This is a genomic window from Streptomyces sp. NPDC091280 (genome assembly GCF_044768565.1).
Lineage (GTDB): Bacteria > Actinomycetota > Actinomycetes > Streptomycetales > Streptomycetaceae > Streptomyces.
This window is the reverse complement of the sequence record NZ_JBIVUZ010000003.1, coordinates 166,586-185,816: the sequence shown is the minus strand read 5'-3', so window position 1 is coordinate 185,816 and position 19,231 is coordinate 166,586. Positions and strand designations below refer to the sequence as shown.

General features: G+C 70.2%; 17 protein-coding genes. 13 read left to right on the top strand and 4 right to left on the bottom strand.

Features of this window, described 5'->3' with window-relative positions; translation table 11 throughout:
* Positions 1–45 precede the first annotated feature (45 nt).
* From ACIQPR_RS10930 to ACIQPR_RS10905, 6 genes are all read left to right on the top strand, one after another.
* On the top strand, positions 46–609 hold the full coding sequence (locus tag ACIQPR_RS10930; protein WP_403645229.1) for a GPP34 family phosphoprotein: 564 nt from the start codon (positions 46–48) through the stop codon (positions 607–609).
* 77 nt (positions 610–686) lie between these two features.
* Positions 687–2,327, top strand: coding sequence for a carboxylesterase/lipase family protein (locus ACIQPR_RS10925; protein WP_403645227.1), 1,641 nt, complete (start codon positions 687–689; stop codon positions 2,325–2,327).
* A gap of 106 nt (positions 2,328–2,433) precedes the next feature.
* A complete protein-coding gene (locus tag ACIQPR_RS10920; protein ID WP_403645224.1) occupies positions 2,434–3,045 on the top strand; it encodes an RNA polymerase sigma factor in 612 nt (203 codons plus the stop codon).
* Positions 3,042–3,671: a hypothetical protein gene (locus ACIQPR_RS10915; protein ID WP_403645222.1), complete on the top strand. Its 630-nt coding sequence runs from the start codon at positions 3,042–3,044 to the stop codon at positions 3,669–3,671. Before ACIQPR_RS10920 ends, ACIQPR_RS10915 begins: the two co-directional genes overlap by 4 nt.
* 122 nt (positions 3,672–3,793) lie before the next feature.
* Positions 3,794–5,083, top strand: coding sequence for an acyltransferase family protein (locus tag ACIQPR_RS10910; RefSeq protein WP_403645219.1), 1,290 nt, complete (start codon positions 3,794–3,796; stop codon positions 5,081–5,083).
* A gap of 87 nt (positions 5,084–5,170) precedes the next feature.
* Positions 5,171–5,722, top strand: a complete 552-nt coding sequence (locus ACIQPR_RS10905) for a hypothetical protein (protein ID WP_403645215.1) — start codon at positions 5,171–5,173, stop codon at positions 5,720–5,722.
* On the opposite strand, the gene ACIQPR_RS10900 is transcribed toward ACIQPR_RS10905, so the two are convergent.
* Complete coding sequence (locus tag ACIQPR_RS10900; RefSeq protein WP_403645212.1) at positions 5,710–6,687, bottom strand: TolB family protein; 978 nt, start codon at positions 6,685–6,687, stop codon at positions 5,710–5,712. The two genes, ACIQPR_RS10905 and ACIQPR_RS10900, sit on opposite strands and share 13 nt — an antisense overlap.
* 278 nt (positions 6,688–6,965) lie before the next feature.
* Here ACIQPR_RS10900 and ACIQPR_RS10895 point away from each other — a divergent pair, with 278 nt between their 5' ends.
* Entirely contained in the window at positions 6,966–7,628 is a 663-nt protein-coding gene (locus tag ACIQPR_RS10895; RefSeq protein WP_403645209.1) for an MSMEG_1061 family FMN-dependent PPOX-type flavoprotein, read from the top strand.
* Between the two features lie 76 nt (positions 7,629–7,704).
* On the opposite strand, the gene ACIQPR_RS10890 is transcribed toward ACIQPR_RS10895, so the two are convergent.
* Entirely contained in the window at positions 7,705–8,763 is a 1,059-nt protein-coding gene (locus tag ACIQPR_RS10890) for a LacI family DNA-binding transcriptional regulator (RefSeq protein WP_403645206.1), read from the bottom strand.
* A gap of 149 nt (positions 8,764–8,912) precedes the next feature.
* On the opposite strand from ACIQPR_RS10890, the gene ACIQPR_RS10885 reads away from it, so the two are divergent.
* The 5 genes from ACIQPR_RS10885 to ACIQPR_RS10865 all read left to right on the top strand — a co-directional run bounded on the left by ACIQPR_RS10885 (position 8,913) and on the right by ACIQPR_RS10865 (position 16,576).
* The gene (locus ACIQPR_RS10885; RefSeq protein WP_403645203.1) at positions 8,913–10,031 is read left to right on the top strand and encodes a substrate-binding domain-containing protein; all 1,119 of its coding nucleotides are present in this window, start codon (positions 8,913–8,915) and stop codon (positions 10,029–10,031) included.
* 230 nt (positions 10,032–10,261) lie between these two features.
* Positions 10,262–11,308 (top strand): ABC transporter permease, encoded by a 1,047-nt coding sequence (locus ACIQPR_RS10880; protein WP_403645201.1) that lies wholly within the window; start codon positions 10,262–10,264, stop codon positions 11,306–11,308.
* Complete coding sequence (locus tag ACIQPR_RS10875) at positions 11,305–12,087, top strand: ATP-binding cassette domain-containing protein (RefSeq protein ID WP_403645198.1); 783 nt, start codon at positions 11,305–11,307, stop codon at positions 12,085–12,087. Before ACIQPR_RS10880 ends, ACIQPR_RS10875 begins: the two co-directional genes overlap by 4 nt.
* A 32-nt stretch (positions 12,088–12,119) precedes the next feature.
* Complete coding sequence (locus tag ACIQPR_RS10870) at positions 12,120–13,382, top strand: aldose 1-epimerase (protein WP_403645195.1); 1,263 nt, start codon at positions 12,120–12,122, stop codon at positions 13,380–13,382.
* 332 nt (positions 13,383–13,714) lie between these two features.
* Positions 13,715–16,576 (top strand): PKD domain-containing protein, encoded by a 2,862-nt coding sequence (locus ACIQPR_RS10865; protein WP_403645192.1) that lies wholly within the window; start codon positions 13,715–13,717, stop codon positions 16,574–16,576.
* A gap of 666 nt (positions 16,577–17,242) precedes the next feature.
* Here ACIQPR_RS10865 and ACIQPR_RS10860 read toward each other — a convergent pair.
* Together ACIQPR_RS10860 and ACIQPR_RS10855 are read right to left on the bottom strand one after the other, a co-directional pair.
* Positions 17,243–17,914 carry a nucleotidyl transferase AbiEii/AbiGii toxin family protein gene (locus ACIQPR_RS10860; RefSeq protein ID WP_403645189.1) on the bottom strand — a complete coding sequence of 224 codons (672 nt, stop codon included), beginning with the start codon at positions 17,912–17,914 and terminating at the stop codon, positions 17,243–17,245.
* Positions 17,911–18,258, bottom strand: a complete 348-nt coding sequence (locus ACIQPR_RS10855) for a transcriptional regulator (RefSeq protein ID WP_403645187.1) — start codon at positions 18,256–18,258, stop codon at positions 17,911–17,913. The genes ACIQPR_RS10860 and ACIQPR_RS10855 overlap by 4 nt, the downstream gene beginning before the upstream one ends.
* A gap of 292 nt (positions 18,259–18,550) precedes the next feature.
* Here ACIQPR_RS10855 and ACIQPR_RS10850 point away from each other — a divergent pair, with 292 nt between their 5' ends.
* Positions 18,551–19,174, top strand: coding sequence for a Crp/Fnr family transcriptional regulator (locus ACIQPR_RS10850; protein ID WP_403645184.1), 624 nt, complete (start codon positions 18,551–18,553; stop codon positions 19,172–19,174).
* Positions 19,175–19,231 lie beyond the last annotated feature (57 nt).

Here is a 19,231-nt window from a genome sequence, read left to right as displayed (position 1 = left end):
CCACGGCCGATCCGGCGACGGACCGGCCGACCGTAGCGTCGCACCATGGACGACGACCTCGCCTGCCTCACGTACCTGCTCGCCTACGACGACTCCGCCGGGCGCCTCTACGACCGTCCCCGCACCCGGCTGCTGGTGCGGGCCGCGACCCTGATCGACCTCGCGTCGCACGGCCTGCCGGGGGAGGACGGCGGGCGCGACTGGAAACGGCTCGTGCACCGCAGGCGCGGGCAGACGCTCACGGAGGTGGAGGACCGGCTCGTCGCGGCCGGGACGGCTGGTGTACTGGCGCCCCGCACCCGGTTCGGCACCCGCCGGGTGACCGTCACGGACCACGCGGCACTCGCCGCCGTCCGCGCCCGCGTCTCCGGGGCACTGCACGGGGACGGCCCGGTGACCGCGCTGCCCATGGCCGACGCGGCACTGCTCGCACTGGCCGCCGCGGGCGGCATCCGCGCGGTCGTGTCACGCCGGGACCGCAGGACATACCGCGCCCGCATCGACGCCTGCACGGACTCCCTCGCCACCCTCGCACCGGGCCTGGACAGGGCCGTACGCACACTGCCGACGACGATGATCGCGGCGCAGGGCGGTATGGGCGGCGGGTGACAGGGGACGGATGGCGGATGGCGGATGCCATCAGTCGGACGACGGACGACAGATGACGAACGGGGGAGACGAGGACCATGCACACGCACCACACGCACCACCACCATCGGCGTGTTCTGCATCGCCGTGTACTGACCGCCCTGGGCTGCGCCCTGACCGCCGTACTCGCGACCGTCGCCTGGTCCGCGCCGCCCCGGCCCGCCACCGAGGTACGGGTCGACGACGGCGTGCTGCGGGGCGCCGCCCACGACGGCTACCGCACCTTCGAGGGCGTCCCGTACGCGGCGGCGCCGGTCGGTGGCCTGCGCTGGGCGCCGCCGCACCCCGCCGTCCCCTGGTCCGGGGTGCGCGACGCGACCCGGCCCGGGAGCGCCTGCCCGCAGCCTGCCGGTGAGGTACCCGGCGGCAGCACGGACGAGGACTGCCTCCACCTGAACGTCACCACGCCCGACGGCGCGGCACCGGCCCGCCCCCGGCCGGTGATCGTGTGGCTGCACGGCGGCGGCTTCACCACCGGAGCGGGCAGTTCCTACGACGCCCACCGCATGGCGACCCGGGGCGATGTCGTGGTCGTCACCGTCAACTACCGCCTGGGCGCCCTGGGTTTCCTCGCGCACGCGGGGCTGCCCGGCTCCGGCACCTTCGGACTGGCCGACCAGCAGGCCGCGTTGCGGTGGGTGCGGGCCGAGATCGGGGCGTTCGGCGGTGACGCGCGCGATGTGACACTGGCCGGCGAGTCGGCGGGCGGCTACAGCGTCTGCGCCCAGCTCGCCGCGCCCGCCGCCGCGGGCCTCTTCGACCGGGCGATCATCGAGAGCGGCCCGTGCGACGCGAGCCCCGACCGCCCGTTCGCGCCGTCCGCCGTACCCCTGACCACGGCACGCGCCACGGGCGCGGCCCTCGCGGCGAAGGTCGGCTGCGGCCCGGCGCACGACACGTCGGCCTGCCTGCGGCGGGTCTCGGTCCCTCGCCTGCTCGCGGCCCAGGACACCGATCAACAGCCAGCCTACGGGGGCCGGTTGCTGCCCGCCGACCCCGGCGCGGCGATCACGGCGGGCCGCTTCCACCACGTCCCCGTCCTCATCGGAACGAACCACGACGAGGGCAACGGCTGGGCCGCCGGCATCATCCAGGCCGGCCACCCCGTCACCCCCGACACCTGGCCCGACGTAGTGTCCACGTTCTTCCCCGCCCCGGGACAGGCCGCCGGGATCGTCCACGAGTACCCGGTACACCGCACGGACGGCGGCCCGGTGTTCGGCGCCGTCATCGGCGACGCGAACTTCACCTGCCCCACGGCACGCACCACCACGGCCCTGCGCACCGCCCAAGTCCCCACCTGGCGCTACGAGTTCGCCGACGAGCACGCTCCACCGCTCACCTCCGGCACGCCACCGTTCCCGCTCGGCGCACCGCACGCGAGTGAACTCCCGTACCTCTTCGACCTCGGAGGCCGCCCCCGCGACCTCACCGCCGCCCAGCACCGCCTGGCCGACACCATGATCGACTACTGGGCCCGATTCGCCCGCACCGCAGACCCGAACGGTCCGGCGTCCCCCAACTGGCCCCGGAACACGGTGCTTTCACTGGCGCCGGACCACATCGCCCCCACCCGCACGGCGGGGGCGCGCCATCACTGCGGGTTCTGGGACGCGGCGGCCCGGACCCGGCTCAGCAGTGGGGAGCACGACACCAAAGCTCGGGTGACTCCTCTGTAACGCTTTTCGCGCCCCGGCCCAAGAACAGGTGAAGTGCCTTTGAGGAACTTCATGGTCCTCCGCCGGCGCGGAGGACCATGAAGCCTCCGACCAGAAGGAGCCGCCTGTGGATGGCGTGGAACGGTTACGGGGCGGTGGACCTGGCGCTGCGGTACATGACCCGCAGCTGTTCGAGGAGTTCTACCGGCGCCATGTGGACGCGGTGCTGCGTTTCGTGGCCCGCCGTGTCAACGACCCCCACACGGCGGCCGACCTGACGGCCGAGATCTTCCTCGCCGTCCTCGACTCGGCCCGCACCTACCGGCCGGACCTCGGCAGCGAGACGGCATGGCTGTACGGCATCGCGCGCAATGTCGTGTCGTCGGAACGCCGCCGGGTCGCCCGGGAGACCGAGCGTGATCTGCGGGTCTCCGGACGGCGGTTGCTGGAGGCCGACGACATCGTCCGCATCGAGGACAAGCTCGACGCGGAGAGACCGGCCCGTCGGATGCTGGCCGCGCTGGCGGGGCTTCCCGAGGGCGAGCGGGCCGTCATCGAGCTCATCGCGGTGGATCAGCTCAGTGTCACCGAGGCGGCGGCCGTGCTGGGCATCAGCCAGGTCACCGCCCGCGTGCGACTCCACCGGGCGCGCAAGGCGCTGCGGAGGGAGGCGGACTCCACGGTCGCGATGACGGTGTCGGACGTATCGCTGGCGTACGTCGTAGGGAGAGAGACGTGAGTACGAGGACGACGTTCGAGGACCGTCTGCTGGGCGAGTTGAAGCGGGAGATCCTGCTGCGCGAGGCCGTCATGCGCGGGACCTCGGGGGCCAAGAGCGGGACGGACGGGGCCGAGGAGCGCACTTCCGTGCGCCGGTTCGTCGTTCCGCGCAGGATCGCCGTGGTGGTGGCGGTCTGCGCGGCGGCCTGGCTCGCCGCGGTGATGGTGCCCGGGGCACCGGTCGGCTCGAAGGCGTACGCGGTGGAGCGCCACCACGACGGCACGGTCACGCTCACCTTCAAGGACCAGGCCATCGACATCGCCGCACAGCGCGAACTCGCGGCCGAAGTGCGGCCGTGGGGCATCAAGGTGACCATCGACCTGCTCCCCTCCGGCTACGTCTGCGAGCGCAGCCAGGTCGCCCCGCTCGCGCTGGTCGATCGGTACGGCCACCGTTTCCCCGTCGCCCCCGCGCAGGGCAGCTGGAAGCTGCCGAGCACCTGGGAGGGCACCCTGCGCCGGGGCAACGTCCTGGCCTTCGAGAACACCAGGGGCAGTTCCCGGCCGCGCGCGGTCGAGTTCTACGCGACCAGGAGCGAAGCCGAACCCTGCGTTCCGGTGAAGAGCGCCCTGCCGGACCACTAGGACACCGGCGGCGGAAGCCGCCTCACTCGACAGGACTCGGCCCGAGTATGAAACCTCCACAGGGGTGTCCCCCATCGCCAGAGACATCACTCTCCGTCGTCGAGCAATCACCTTCGGTCGCCGTGTCGGTCGATCCGTCACGGTGGGGCTGGCTGGACGCGTTGCGCGGTATCGCGGCCCTCGTCGTGGTGTTCGACCACACGTCGTACGCGTTCATGGCGGAGTTTCGGCGGGAGTTGATGCCGCAGTTCAACACCAGTCGGTACGGCGTCATGGTGTTCTTCCTGGTCAGCGGGTACATCATCCCCGCGTCACTCGAACGACAGGGGTGCGTCAGGACCTTCTGGATCGGGCGGGTCTTCCGCGTGTACCCGCTGCTGACGGTCTCCGTCGGCGCGGTCCTGGCCCTGCGGCTGGCGGGCTGCGCGGAGATCCGTACCGACTTCGGTGGGCAGAGTGCCGCGGCGGTGGTCGTCGCGCATGTCACCTTGCTGCAAGAGGTGTTGGGGACGCCCAGTCTCCTGCTCGTGCTGTGGACACTCTCGTACGAGATGGCCTTCTACCTGCTGGTCGTCGCCCTGTTCACGGTCCGCCTTCACCGGTCGTCGGCGGCGGTCGCCGTCACCTTGGCCGCACTCGCCGTCGTGAGTGCGACGGCAGGGGGCGTGCTGCCGGCCTCCGCGCTGTCCGGCGCGATCGGTACCGGCCCGCTGATCACGTTCGCTTCGCTCGCCATGGTGGCCGCCATCGGCTGTGCGAGCACCGGAACCCCCGCGCTGCGTGTGTTCGGGGGCGTACTGGGCGGAGTGCTGGCGCTGGTCCTGGTCGCCTTCAACGGCACGGTCCCCATGTGGGAGGGGCTGGTGATTCTCGCCGTCATGTTCCTCGGCACCGCCGTCCACCGGGCCGTGCACGGTCCGGACACCTGGCGGTACGCGGCCTGCACGGTCGCTGTGGTGATCGCCTGTGCCGTGGGAAGCGCGTTGTGCGACGGGGGCGGGCCGGGCGGGTCCCAGTTCACCCGGCGCGGCTGGATCGTCGCCTTCCTCCTGGCCGTACTCACCTTCGGCACGGGCCTGGTGCTGCGCCACCGACGGATTCCGCGCGGGCTGACCGGACTGGGAACGATCAGTTACTCGGTCTATCTCGTGCATCCGGTGCTGCTGGCGGTGACCGATGCCACGATCGGCCGGTCGCGGCAGGACAGTCCCGTGGCCGAGATGGCGTTCGTCGCCGTGCTGTTGCCGCTCTGCGCCTTGACTTACCGGTACATCGAGGTGCCGAGCCGGAGGTGGGGCCGAGGGCTCGCCCGCCGCGTGGCACTGTCGCGAGGCGCGCATGCGCCGGCCGGACCGGAGCGGGACGGGCACCACGCCGGTGAATCTCCGCCCGACCGTCGCGGTGGGCCGTGATGTGGTCGACCATGAGGTGTGCGATTCGATTCCGTTCCCATGCCGGTGGGTGTCGAGGCCAGGCCTCGGGACAGCCGTGGTTATCCCGTGCCCGCCATCACTCCGTGGGAGGGCGACCAGCCGCGGTTCGCGCTCACCGACTACGGGCGCAGCGCGGAGTGCGCGCGGGGGCGGCTGTGTTCCGTCTGCGGCACTCTGATGCCCAAGGGGCCGGTGTGGCGGGTGGTCGGCGGCGCGGAGAGTGCGGCGATCCGGGAGGCGCTCGACGCGGGGCGGCCGTACCGGAACATGGCGGCGACGCTGGAGGGGCCGGGACATCGCGCGTGCATGCTCTACGCGTCGATGGTGTGCCCGTACCTGGCGCGTCCCAACGCGCGGCGGGGGCTGACGGCGCAGGGCCCGGACGACATGACCGCGCATGTCGTCCGGGGCGCTGTGCGAGGGGAGTCGGGTGCGGTGGTGGGGTTCGGTGACTACGAGTTCGCCGTGACCGAGCGGCAGGTCCTGTTCCGTTTCCTCGATCTGGTCGAGTACCTGCCGCACGACACCGCCGACCAGCAGTTGCCCGAGCTGCGGGCCGAACTCGCCCGCCTGGACGGGCGGTCGGGCGGGCGGCCGGGTGGCGGTCAGCCTCGGTAGGCGGGCAGGCCGGTGTGGGTGGAGACCTTCACGGGCCGCCCGAAGCCGTGGGCGGTCTTGGTGATCGTGTAGGTGCCGGTCGGCGCTCGGAAGGCGATGGTCTTGCCGTTGGGCGACCAGGTGGGCTCGGTGTAGTCGGTGGTGGCCGTGGGGGTGACGTCCTTGACGGTCGTCGTGGTGCCGCCGAAGTCCTCCACGAAGAGGTGGTCGTGGCCGTGCACGGAACGGACGAACACGACCTCCTCGTTGTCGGGGGAGAGCGCGGGCTCGGAACCCTTGGCGAGCGCGCCGCCCTGCTGGCGCAGGTAGTCGTCGCGGATGTAGACCTCGCCGGTGTGGGTGTTCTCGTAGACGGCCGTGCCGTACGAGCCGCCGACGTTCGGCCAGGTGTTGCCGGTCTGCGGGACGGCGCCGTCGCCCGCGTAGCCGTTGAGGCTGATCCTGGCCGGCCTGCCATGGTTGCTCGTGGCCTTGACGCTCTCCAGGACGGTGCTGCCGTGGATCTTCGCCGAGAAGATGATGTTGTTCTTCGCGGGGATCTGGTTCGTCCGGTCGGCGGCGGCCACCTGCCAGGTGGGGTGCGACCACGTCTGCCCGCCCGGGTTGGCGGCGACGGTCACACGGTGGCTGCCGTCCGGGTCGGAGACGACCAGGTTGCCGTGCCCGTCGACGAACGCGGCCTTGCTGCCGCTCGGGTTCCAGGCCAGGTCACGGACCGTGGTACCGAAGTCGATCGACCTGCCGTTGACGATCACGTGGCGGGTGCCGTTGCTGAGGGTGAGTCCCCTCGGCACGGTGAGCGTGTGGGTGGACGCGGCTGCGGCGACCATCGCCGCGCTGCCCTTGGCTCCGCCGGAGGCCGGGGCGGCCAGCGCGGTGGCGGCCGTGCCGCACAGGGCGAGCAGGGCGGCGGCGCCTGCGGTGACGATGGTTGCGCCGGCGCGCCGACGGTTACGAGCGGACATCGGTGTTCCCCCTGCTGATGTGAATGCCACTGCGATCGGACTCTCGCGGGAACCGCCGGCCGTCCCCGGGACCTGAACAGGCCCGCTCGGTCCGCTGCCCTTCGCGACAAGTACGAAGTATTCAGACGCGGGGTGACGGGGCTGTGCTTCGGCTGTCACAGGTGTGCAATAGGGCGGGGGGGAGGTGGGGTGCGGGGGCCTCCAGTCCTCCCTGCCTCCATGCTTCCAAGTCTCCAGGTCTCCTGGCCAGGGCCCGACCGAGTCGTAGGGTCGTAGACATGACGACGTCTCCCGCCGGTGATACCGCCTTCGACTCGCTCCGTCTCGACGCCGTGTCCGACCAGGACGCGCTGCGCGAGGTCTACGACCTTCCCGGCGCCGCCGCCGTGCGGAAGCAGATGACCGAACTCACCGCGCAGACACGGCGGTTGATCAACTGCTCGTCCCTGGTCCTGGTCGCCAGCGCGGACGCCGAGGGCAACTGCGACGTCTCCCCGCGCGGCGGTCCCGCCGGGTTCGTCACCGTGCTGGACGCGCGGACGGTGGCGATACCGGACGCGACCGGCAACAAGCGGCTGGACACCCTGCGGAATGTCGTCGCCACCGGACGGGCCGGCCTGCTCTTCGTCATCCCGGGCCGTACCACCACCCTGCGCGTCAACGGCCGGGCCTGCGTGTCCACCCGCCCGGACCTGCTGTCCCAGCTGACCGCGGTGGGCAAGCCGCCGGCCAGCGCGCTGGTCGTGGGCATCGACGAGGTCTACCCGCACTGTCCCAAGTCCCTGCTCCGCAGCGGCGCGTGGCAGCCGGACCAGTGGCTCCCGGCCGACGCCCAGCCCGCCTCGGCCGAGGTGACACTCGCCCAACTCCGCATGCCGGGCCTGACGATCGCCGACATCGAACGGACCGAGGCTGAGTCGCTCAAGTACCGGTACGAGTGAGGGCCCGTGCCGGGGGCGTTCCCGAAGGGGCGCGCCGGGCACGGGAGTTGGCGCGCGTGCCGTTGCATGTGTCTGCTCAGTCCCGGCGAAGGCCCTCCCCCGTGATCTCCCCCGATCCCCGTTCGACCAGCCGGGTCGGGACGGTGACCGTGCGGGTGGGTGACTGGTCGCCGTCGAGTCTGCGGAAGAGGATCTCGGCGGCCGTCCTGCCCAGCCGTTCGACGTCCTGCGCGATGACGGAGATCCCCGGGCTGAGCAGGTCGGCCAGGGGGAAGTCGTCGAAGCCCAGGTGGGCGACGGTGTTCTGGACGCCGAGCGCGCGCAGCGCCCGTACCGCCCCTATGGTCACCAGGTTCTGACTGGTGAACAGCGCGGTGGGCGGATCCGGCAGCGCCAGCAGCCGCTCGGTCGCGGCGATCGCGGATTCCTCGCTGGCCCCTGTGTGCCGGACGATCTCGTCGTCGTAGGCGATGTGCGCGACCTCCAGGGCGTGCCGGTACCCCTGGAAGCGCTGGGCGGCGGTGGGGATGGTCGCCCGGTCGCCGAGGTAGGCGATGCGGCGGTGGCCGGCCTTCAGCAGGTGGTTGACGGCGGTGAGGGCGCCCTCGCGGTTGTCGGACACGACGGTGTCCGCGTCGAGCAGGCTGGGCCGGCGGTCGACGAAGACCATGCGGGTGCCCGAACGCTGCTCGCTGATCAGGTAGCTGTGGTCGTCACCGGCCGGCACGATCACCAGGCCGTCGACCCGCCGGTCGATCAGCGCCCGGGCCAACTCCCGCTCCCGGGCCGGGTCTTCGTCGAGGCTTCCCACCAGTACGAGCACTCCGCGTTCGCGTGCCACGTTCTCGACGGTGCGGGTCAGGGCCGCCGAGAAGGGGTTGGCCGAGTCCTCGACGAGCATCCCGATCGTCGCCGTCCGGCCGTCCCCGCGGCGCAGGCTGCTGGCCGTCAGGTTGGGCCGGTAGCCCAGTTTGTCGGCCGCCTCACGCACCCGGGCGGCGATGGCCGGATCGACGGTGGGCACCTCGTTGACCACGCGGGAGACCGTCTTGATGGCGACGCCGGCCAGCGCCGCCACCTCGCGCATGGTGGGGCGGCTGCGGGGTGACGGCGACTGCGGCCCGCCCAGAGTCATCGTTGTCTCCCACCGATCGTGCGTTACCCAGTCGTTGCCCACGCATGTCTACCAGTGTCTTGACGCGCTCGTCCATACGGGCCCAGTATCCCGTCGAGTCAACGTTGTCTCAGCGTCGACCACGGGACGGCTCCGAAAGGGATCAAGCCATGAACCTCACCTCCAGCCAGGCGTCGGGCCTGCGCAGTCGGCGCACCCGGGCGGCAGCGATCGGCATCACCATGTGCCTCGGTGCCACCCTCGCGGCCTGCGGTTCCTCCGACGGAAGCTCCTCGTCGTCCGGCAGCGGGAAGGTCGGTGTCTCACTGATCCTGAAGACGCTGAGCAACCCGTACTTCGTGAGCATGGAGAAGGACGCCAAGACCCAGGCCGCCAAGGACAACGTGAGCCTGACCGTGGCGGCCGGAACGTCCGACGGCGACACCCAGACCCAGATCACCGCCATCGACAACGCCGTCTCGCGCGGCGACAAGGGCATCCTGATCACCACCAACGGCGACGCCGTCAACACCGCGCTGAAGCGCGCCAAGCAGGCCGGCCTCTTCGTGATCGCCCTGGACACCGCGCCGAACCCGCCGAGCGTCGCGGACATCACCTACGCCACCGACAACGAGCAGGCGGGCAAGCTCGACGGCCAGTACGCGGCGGCGGCCCTGGACGGCAAGCCCGCCGTCATCGCCATGCTCGACCTCTTCAACAACCAGGTCGTCTCGGTGGACATCGACCGCGACCACGGCTTCCTGGAGGGCATGGGCATCGACCCGGGCAGCAAGACCGAGAACGGCAAGGAGGCCAAGTCCGGGAAGTACACCGGGGGCAAGGGCGGCACCTACACGATCGCCTGCCACCAGCCCACCCAGGGCGCCATCGACGGCGGACGCACCGCGATGGAGAACTGCCTGTCGGCCAACCCGGACATCAACGTGGTCTACGCGATCAACGAACCGGCGGGCGAGGGCGCGTACAACGCGCTGAAGGCGGCGAACAAGGAGAAGAGCGTCGCGATCTACGCGATCGACGGCAGCTGCTCGGGCCTGAAGAACGTGACCAGCGGCGAGTTCGCCGCCGACGCCGTGCAGTACCCGGGCAAGATGGCGGCCCTCGGTGTCAGCTCCATCGCGAAGCTGGCCCGCGGCGGCAGCAAGCCCACCGTCACCGACGGCAAGTCGTTCTACGACACCGGCACCGCGCTCGTCGCCGCCAAGTCCCTCGGGGGCCTGACGGTCCAGTCCCCGACGCAGGCCGCTTCCGCCTGCTGGGGCAGCTGACCCGCTGACCTGCGGACCCCTTGACCCGCGGACCCGTTGACCTGCGGACCCGTTGATCTTCTGACCTGCGGACCCGCCCGGCCGGGTGCGCCGCCGCGAGCCGCGAGGACACCGGCGGCGCACCCGGACCGTACGGGCCGATGAGCCCGTACTCCGGAGCCCGTACTCCGTGAGCCCCGATCAAGGCCCCCACGAAGGCCCGTACGAGGAACAAACCGGAAGGACCCCCTGTGACCACCCACGTGGACAGTGAAGCGACACCGTCACCGGTACCGGCACCGGCGGAGGACTTCCTCAACCGGCCCGCCACGGCGGCCCAGCGCATCCAGTCGGTGCTGCACCGTCAGCCGGCGCTCAGCCCGGCGATCGTCCTGGTGCTCGCCGCCATCGTGTTCTCCCTGGTGAACGACCGCTTCTACGCCTTGCAGAACCTGTCGCTCGTCGCCCAACAGGTCGCCGTCATCGGCTCGTTGGCCGTCGGCCAGACCGTCATCATCCTCACCGCCGGCATCGACCTGTCCATCGGCGCGGTCATGGTGCTGGCCTCGCTGCTGATGTCGAAGCTCGTCGCGGACAACCACCTGCCGGGCGTGCTCGCCCTGCTCGCCGGAGCCGCCGTGGCCGTCGCCGCGCAGGCCGTCAACGGGCTGCTGGTGACCAGGATCAAGCTGCCGCCGTTCATCGTCACGCTCGGCACCCTCAGCATCTTCACCGCGATCACGCTCATCTACGCCAAGGGCCAGACCGTCTCGCTCCAGCCAGGCAACATCCTCATGTGGAGCGCCGACACCGTCTCCATCGGCCAGTTGAACCTGACCACCGGCGTCCTGCTGATGATCGCCCTGTACGCGGTGATCGGCTACGCGCTGCGCTACACCGCCTGGGGCCGGCACCTGTACGCGGTGGGCGACGACATCGAGGCCGCCCGCCTGGCCGGCATCTCCGTCAACCGGGTGCTGCTGAGCGCCTATGTGGTGGGCGGGTTCGCCATCGCCGTGGGCGCGTGGATCCTGGTCGGCCGGGTCGGCGGCGGCGACCCCAACAGCGGCCTCAACGCCAACCTCCAGTCCATCACCGCCGTCGTCATCGGCGGCACCAGCCTGTTCGGCGGACGCGGTGTGGTGCTCGGCTCGCTGATCGGCGCGCTCATCGTGCAGGTCTTCGTCAACGGCCTGGCGCTGGCCGGGATCGACCCCAACTACCAAGTCCTGACAGTCGGCGTCCTGGTGATCGCGGCTGTCTCCGTCGACCAGTGGATCCGGAGTGTGAAGTCGTGACGACCAGTACCGCCCCCGTTCTCGAAGCCAAGGGCCTGGTCAAGGTCTTCGGCCGGGTCGTCGGCCTCAACGACGTCGACCTCACCCTCTACCCCGGCGAGGTCCTCGCCGTCATCGGCGACAACGGCGCCGGCAAGTCCACCCTGATCAAGTGCCTCTCCGGCGCCCTCGTCCCCGACCGGGGCAGCATCCTCGTGGACGGCAAGGAGGTCGCCTTCAAACGGCCGCAGGACGCCCGCGAGGCCGGCATCGAGACGGTCTACCAGACCCTCGCCGTGGCCCCGGCGCTGGACATCGCCAGCAACCTGTTCCTGGCCCGCGAGATCCGCCGCAAGGGTGTGCTCGGCTCGGTGTTCCGCATGCTCGACACCGGCGAGATGAAGCGTCAGGCGTCCGACCACATCAAGCGGCTCGGCATCAGCACCCTCCAGAACATCAACCAGGCCGTGGAGACCCTCTCCGGCGGCCAGCGGCAGTCGGTGGCCGTCGCCCGGGCGGGCGCCTTCGGCGGCCGGGTCGTCATCCTCGACGAACCCACCGCCGCGCTCGGCGTCCGCGAGACCGGCCAGGTGCTCAAACTCGTCCGCGACCTGCGCGACCAGGGGCTCGGCGTCATCCTGATCAGCCACAACATGCCCAACGTCTTCGACGTCGCCGACCGCATCCACATCCAGCGCCTCGGCGGCTGCGCCGGGGTCATCACCCCGAAGTCGCACTCCATGGAGGACGCGGTCGCCATCATGACGGGCGCGAAGAAGCTCGTACCGGAGGCCGGGTGACCGGCGGGGGCGGGACGGCTGGCGGGGGCGGGATGGCCGGTGGGAGTGGGACGGTCGGCGGGGGCGGGACGGCTGGCGGGAGCGAGACGGTCGACGGGAGTGAGAGGGCTGACGAGGGCGGGACGGTCGGCGGGGGCGGAACGGCCGGCGGGGGCGGGACGGCCAGCCGGAGCGAGACGGTCGGCGGGAGTGGGACGGCTGACGGGAGCGGGACGGCCGGTTCGTACCGGATCGCCGAGGGCCGCCTCGGCGGCGAACCCACCCTGACCGTCTCCGCGCCGGACGGCCTGGTGCGCGCCGTCCTCGCCCTGCGCGGGGCGACCCTGCTGAGCTGGCAGGTCGGACGCGGAACGGCCGGTCCGCGCACCGAACTGACGGACGGTTACCGCGACGAGGCCGAACTGCGCGCGCAGGACGGCGTACGGGCGGGCCTGCTCGCCCCGTTCCCCAACCGAGTGGCGGACGGCCGCTACCACTACGACGGCCGGGGCCACGACCTGCTGCCCGGCCGCCTCGGGGACCGCACGGTCTACCACGGCTTCGCGCGCGAGGCGCCGTTCAGGCTCGTCGGGGCGACCCTGACGGCCGACTCGGCGCGGCTGCTGCTGCACGGCACGAGCATCAGACCGGGCCGGTACCCCGGGTACCCGTTCGCGCTGGACCTCGCCGTGGAGTACACCATCGGCCGCCGCGAACTCGGCATCGGGATCCGGGCGACCAACGTGGGCCGCACCACCGCCCCCTACGCGGCGGGCTGGCACCCCTACTTCACCCTCTCCCGCCCGATCGACGACCTCGTCCTCAAGATCCCCGCCGACACCCTGATCCGCACCGACGCCTCCCTCATCCCCCTGCGCGGCAAGGAGGCCCAACTGCCCCTGGACGACTGCCCCGACATGGACTTCCGCCGGCCCAGAAGGCTCGGCGCCGCCGTCATCGACGCCTGCTTCACGGACCTGACGCCAGGAGCCGACGGCCGCACCGAGACGATCCTGAGCGACCCCGCGACCGGAGACGAACTACGGGTGTGGCAGTACGGCGGCCACCTGCACGTCTTCACCGGCGACACCCTCACCCGCGACCGACGCGCATCCATCGCCCTGGAACCCGTGGAGGCGACGACCGACGCCTTCAACCGCCCCGAACACGCGACCGCGCTGGCGCTGAGGCCTGGGCGGCAGAGGGAGTTCCGCTTCGGTGTCACTTACGTGCCCTCGCCCGTGCCTTCGCCTTCGCCCCTGCCTCCGACTGACCCGTCCCCGGGTCCGGCGTCGGCACGACGACCTTCCGCCTGACGCGCGAAAACGCCCCGGCACCGGGCGGCGGCCGAGACCCGGTCGGCCTCCCGCCTCCGGCCTCCGGCCCACGGCGTACGCGTCGTACACCATGGTCGTCGAACTGTCGCCCGAGGTAATGGAAGGCTCAAGAGTCTGCCGGGCGATGCCCTTCTGATGACCAAGTTCTTCCCTCGAAGTCGTGCTCTGCGGCAGGGCGTTCGTATTTTCGCCGGTCGACCCACTCCACCTGCCGTACCGTTCCGCCAACTCCAGCTGACAGGTGACTGGATCTTGAACGGCTGTGCGGCCGGCGTCCGACGCCCGCCCCACGGCCCAGGGGGAGCACGTCCATGAGCCGCAGGCGACTGCTGGTGAGATCCGCCGCCGTCCTCTCCGTACTGTTCGGCGGCCTCGGCACCGGCGTCGCCCACGCCACCGCCGGCACAGCCCTGTACGTCGACGACGACGCCACCGGTTGCAGCGACACCGGACCCGGCTCACAGGCGGAGCCCTTCTGCCAGATCCAGCCGGCCGCGGACTCGGCGGGCCCCGGGGACACCGTCCACGTGGCACGGAACACGACCCGGTACGCCCCGGTGACCATCGGGTCGGCCGGCACCTCCGACGCACCCGTCACCTTCGTCTCGGCTCCCGGCGACAACCCGGCAGCCACCGCCACCGTCCGTGTTCTGGCCGGGACCTCGACACCGGCGATGACCTTCTCCGGCGCCCGGTACGTCGACGTGTCAGGGTTCAGCCTCTCGTCGAGCGGGCCGAGCACGCTGGTGTTCTCCCTGTCCCAGCACATCTCCTACGACAAGGGTTCGGTCAACACGGCCCAGGCGGCCACCGGTACCGGCGGGACGATCGCCGTCGACGGTTCCTCCTCCGGCATCGCACTCACCCGGCTGCAGATCACCCCCCAGTCCGGTGGTCCGGCCTTCGCGAGCGCGTCCGGAGCACAGGACATCACGCTGGCCGACGACACCACGTCGTTCGGCGGAGGCATATCGGCCACCGGTACCACGGGCATCCAGCTGGCCGGCGACACCATCGTGACGACGTGCGGCAACGGCGTGAGCCTGACCGACGGCACCTCCGGGTCCGTGGAGAACACCGTCGTACGACCCGACACGACGGCATCCTGCTCGGACACCGGCACCCCCGCCGAGATCACGGTGGACACCGCCTCGGCACCGCAGGTCACGGCCGACTACAACGCGGTCAACCCCCTGTCGACCGGGACCGATTACGACTGGGCCGGCACCGCGTACGAGACCAGCCGGGCGTTCCTGACCGGCACCGGCCAGGGGGCTCACGACCTGGACCAGACGGACGTGACGCTGTCCACGCAGACCACGCCGCTGATCGATTCCGCGGACGCCGACGCGCCCGGTGAACTCGCCACCGACCTCCACGGCGCGCAGCGGGTCGACGATCCCCTGGTCGCCGACACCGGCACGGGCGCCGGCGACTACGACCGGGGCGCGACCGAGGTACAGGACCCGCTGGGCCTGGGGATCGCGGGCCGCTCGTCCGAGGACGTCTACGTCGGCGTCCCCGTCACCTTCACCGCCGGTTTCGTCAACCCGTGGTCGGACTCCCTCGACGGCTACCGCTACACCTTCGACTTCGGGGACGGCACCACCGCCCCCTCCACCACGGGTTCGGTCGCGCACACGTACACGCAACCCACCACGAGCACCAAGATCTACGCCACCGTCACGGTGTACCGGCCGGACGGCACCACGATGGGCACCGAGGTCAGCACCTACCTGGCCGTGCGTCCGCTGCCCGCGCTGACCGGGCGCCTCGACTGCCGAAGCGCCTCCATCCAGATCGCCCCCTCCCTCCCGGACACCGCCGGCTGCGCCTTCACCACCGCGGGCTTCGGCGGCTACCCGATCACCAGTGACCTGATCACCTTCGGCGACGGCTCGACGGCGGTCTCCGTGACCGGTTCCAAGGGCGTGGTCCGGCACACGTACGCCGCCGCCGGCACGTACACCGTCACCCAGCGGCTCAGCGACTCCGGCGGACGCACCGCCACCGCCACCACCTTGACCACCGTCGGCCCGTCCTACGTCGCCACCGGCCCGAGCCGCGTCCTGGACACCCGCAACGGCACCGGCGCCGCCAAGCGGCAGGTCGGCCCCGGCGGCGTGGTCCGCCTCAAGGTCCTGGGCGTGGCCGGTGTCCCGGCCTCCGGTACGACCGCGGTCACCCTGAACATCACCGACACCGGCGCGACCGCGAGCAGCTACGTCACGGTGTATCCGGACGGCACCAGCCGCCCGACCGCGTCCGACCTCGACTTCGCCGCCGGGCGGACCAACCCGAACCTGGTCACGGTCCGGGTGGGCGCGGGCGGCTATGTCGACCTGTACAACGCGCACGGCCACGTCGACCTGGTCGCCGACGTACAGGGCTACTTCACAACGAGGGCCGCCTCCAGCGACGACCGCATGAGCAACCTCGCCCCCGTCACCCCCACGCGGGTCCTGGACACTCGCAACGGCACCGGCGCCGCCAAGGGCGAGGTCGCCTCCGGCAGCACGACGACCGTCACCCTGCCGAAGGCGGGACAGGGCTCGGGCACCGTCGGCGCGGTCCTCGACGTCACCGTGACCGGAGGCACCGCCAGCGGCGTGGTCACCGTCTACTGCGGCAGCCGCCCCAGCACGTCGAACCTCAACTACCGTGCCGGGCAGACCGTTTCCAACCTGGTCGTGACCCAGGTGTGCACCGGAGGCAAGATCAGGCTCTACAACAGCGGCGGACACGTCCACCTGATCGCCGACCTCCAGGGCCTCTACACCAACTCCGTCACCGACGGCACCTCCCCCTGGGGCAGCCCCTTCGTGCCGACCGACCCCACCCGCTTCCTCGACACCCGCGACGGCACCGGCGCCCCGGCCGGCCGGCTCGGCGCGAACAGCACCCTCACCGTGAAGGTCGCCGGCGTCGACGGCGTCCCGGCCGACGCGACCGCCGTACTGGTCAACCTCACCGGCGTCACCCCCACCACCGCCACCCACCTGACCGCCTACGGCGCAGGCACCCTCCCGAACGCCTCCAACACCAACCTGCCCCCCGGCGAAACCCGCCCGGTCCTGGCCGTGATCCCCCTCGACACCAACGGCTCCCTCCACATCCACAACGCCGCCGGCTCCCTCGACATCGTCGCGGACCTGGAGGGCTACATCGCCTGACACCCGACAACAGGAAGTCACGTCCGGTCCGGACGCGACCGTACGCAAACAGCACAAAGGCCCGGGTCAGGTGACCTGGGCCTTTGTAGTGGAGCGGGTGACGAGAATCGAACTCGCAGTCTCAGGTTGGGGAGCGATGGCGCTTTGGCGGCTCCCTGCTCTCTGACCTGCGCTGATTCGTCGTACCACTGTAGACATGGCGGCCTGATGAAACCGCTGCCGACCGTGGTTGTCCGCTCTGAAGGGCACGCGATGGGCATGACTTCGGCTAACAGGGTGCTGTGGCCTCTTTCGGTATCGGCATCAGCCGTCGCAGACTCACTGGACGCAAGATTGGCGACCGTGATGTGTGATCGCGTGGTGATGGTCACAGTGCCCGGTGTGAAGCCGGGGCATACTCTCACGAGTCCAGTACCGGGACCGCTCCAGGGCCAGTCACGCTACCCATTCGTCCTCGGTGCGGTGCGCTCCGGCACAGACGCCTCACGGCGGGATGGCAGAGGCGGTGACCTGCGTATGTGCACTGAGTTCGGCCACTACGCGACCGTCTGGGCCTCACCGCTGCTGAGGTGGGGCGTCGCCCACCACGCAGGCGACCACCAGCATGACTGGAACGCTATTGGGCCGTGAGTAGCCGCGCTGTAGCCGGTGGCGCTTTTGAGGTCTTCAGTCATCGGGTAGAGCTTCCAGCTCCTGAAGTCGTTCACCGATGTCGTCGGCCCACGATTGTGCCCACCGACGCAACTCCGTGATCGCTGGATCATCGAGCCCGTAGGCGGCGAATTCTGTGTCGTCGATCCAGTCAGCCCCACCCAATCGAGCTTGAAGCTCACGCAGGTCGAAAGAGTCACGGGCGTGACGACGTCCAAGCTCTTCGAGCCCGATGTGGCTCCAGCGGTCCGCCGCGGCCTGTACGTCGACCAGATCCCTGGCGAGCCCTCGGTCGGCCAGCGCGCGAACCTTGGTGCCGACGACGTCTTCAAGGGACAACACCAGCCCGTGCTCGGTGTGCACAGGAGGCCGCCAAAGTGTCTCTTTGAGGACGTCGACTTCGCACTCCTCATTGCTGGCGGGATCGGTGACGATGAGCCGTGCCGACAGCGGATCTGTTTCCAGTGCTCTTACGTGCCATCCACGCTCTTCGAGGCCGGTGCACACCGCAGTTGCAATGTCTTCCATACGCTCCGGGTTCTCGGTCGCGACATCGAGATCTTGGCTGAGCCGGTTGACCAACCCGTGTGCTTGGACGGCATAACCACCAGTAAGCGCCAGAGGGTAGACACCGCCCACGTCAAGGACATCCGCAAGCAAACGACCGTGTAGATCTGTGAGGTTCATGCGGCGGCCTGGGCCCTGTGGGTCAGCTCGTCGAAGGAACTCTCCCACACCCCCCGGACATCAGGGCTGACAAGTGTGCGCAGTGTGGGCCACAGGCTGACCAGAAGGTCACGATGGAGATACCGGACCAGATCGTCGCGTAGACCCTCAGCCAGGACGATCCGGTAGTAGCTCATCCGAAGCCGCGGCTGATCGAGATCGAACGTGGTTAGCCCGGACCACGCCAGATGCAGCGGCAGGGTGACTGTGCCGTGCTGAGGGCCGACGAGCTCGGAGAGCGCGGCGGGCGCACGCCGAGCGAACTTGGCACGACGAAGATCAGAGAGACCGGGCTGTGTTGCCATGCGTCGATTATCCAGGATGAGCCTGCGGTGGGCTGTGTGATCCGCAGACTTAGCGCAAGCTCTTCGCGATCGAATGTCTGCGCTGCTTCGACTGTTCGCCATCCGGTAGCCGGTCGGGCCGCGCACAAGGTTGGAGTCCGCCGTTCCGGCTGGCGTGCGGAAGCGCATGATCTTTGGCGAGTGTCCGGATGCGCCTATATTCGCCCCTCGTGCGCCCTGCCATTAAAGGTGTGGGAGCGTCCAATATTTCTCGGGGCAGCTGGGCAGAGACGCCAAGTTCGGAGGGGATGCGATGAATATTGATCTGCGTTGGGATAGCGTATTCTCCCGCGGCAGGACTATTTGCTATCGGTCGGGACAGCCCATGCTCTTGAAGGGTAGCCAGAAGGGAAACGTTCTACGGGTCGTCGAGGGATGGGCTTTGGTGACCGATCCGCACCCGGACGGCACGCCTACCTTTCTGGAGATCCGCGGCAGAGGTCAGCTTCTGGGGGAGACCTCTGCATTGTCGGGTGAGCCGCGAAATGCGGATGTGACAGCCGTGTGTCGCACTTTTGTCCAAGTCATCGGTTACGAACGGTTCCTTGCCGGACTTGGGTGCGATGACGTCCTGGTCGGGATGTTGCTGGACGCGCAGCAGGTGCACAAGACGGCCAATATGCGAGCCGGTTTGCGGCGATTCGGCGTGGTCAGTGGGCTGAGCCGGCTACTGCTCGACCTGGCCCAAACCGCTGGCGTGCCCCTGGTGGCCGGGGTTCCCCAGAAGGTCCTGGCTGAGGTTCTCGGTGTGACACCTCGGACGCTGTACGGGGCCGTTGCCGAACTTGGGTGTCGGGGTGCGATCTCCACGCGTTGGCCTGTGGTCCACATCACGGACGAGGCCGTACTGAAGGAACTGGCACGCAGCGACGCATGAGGGTGCGGATCCATCGACAGCGTCCGAGCTGGAGGTGACCGACGTCACTGCGCGGAG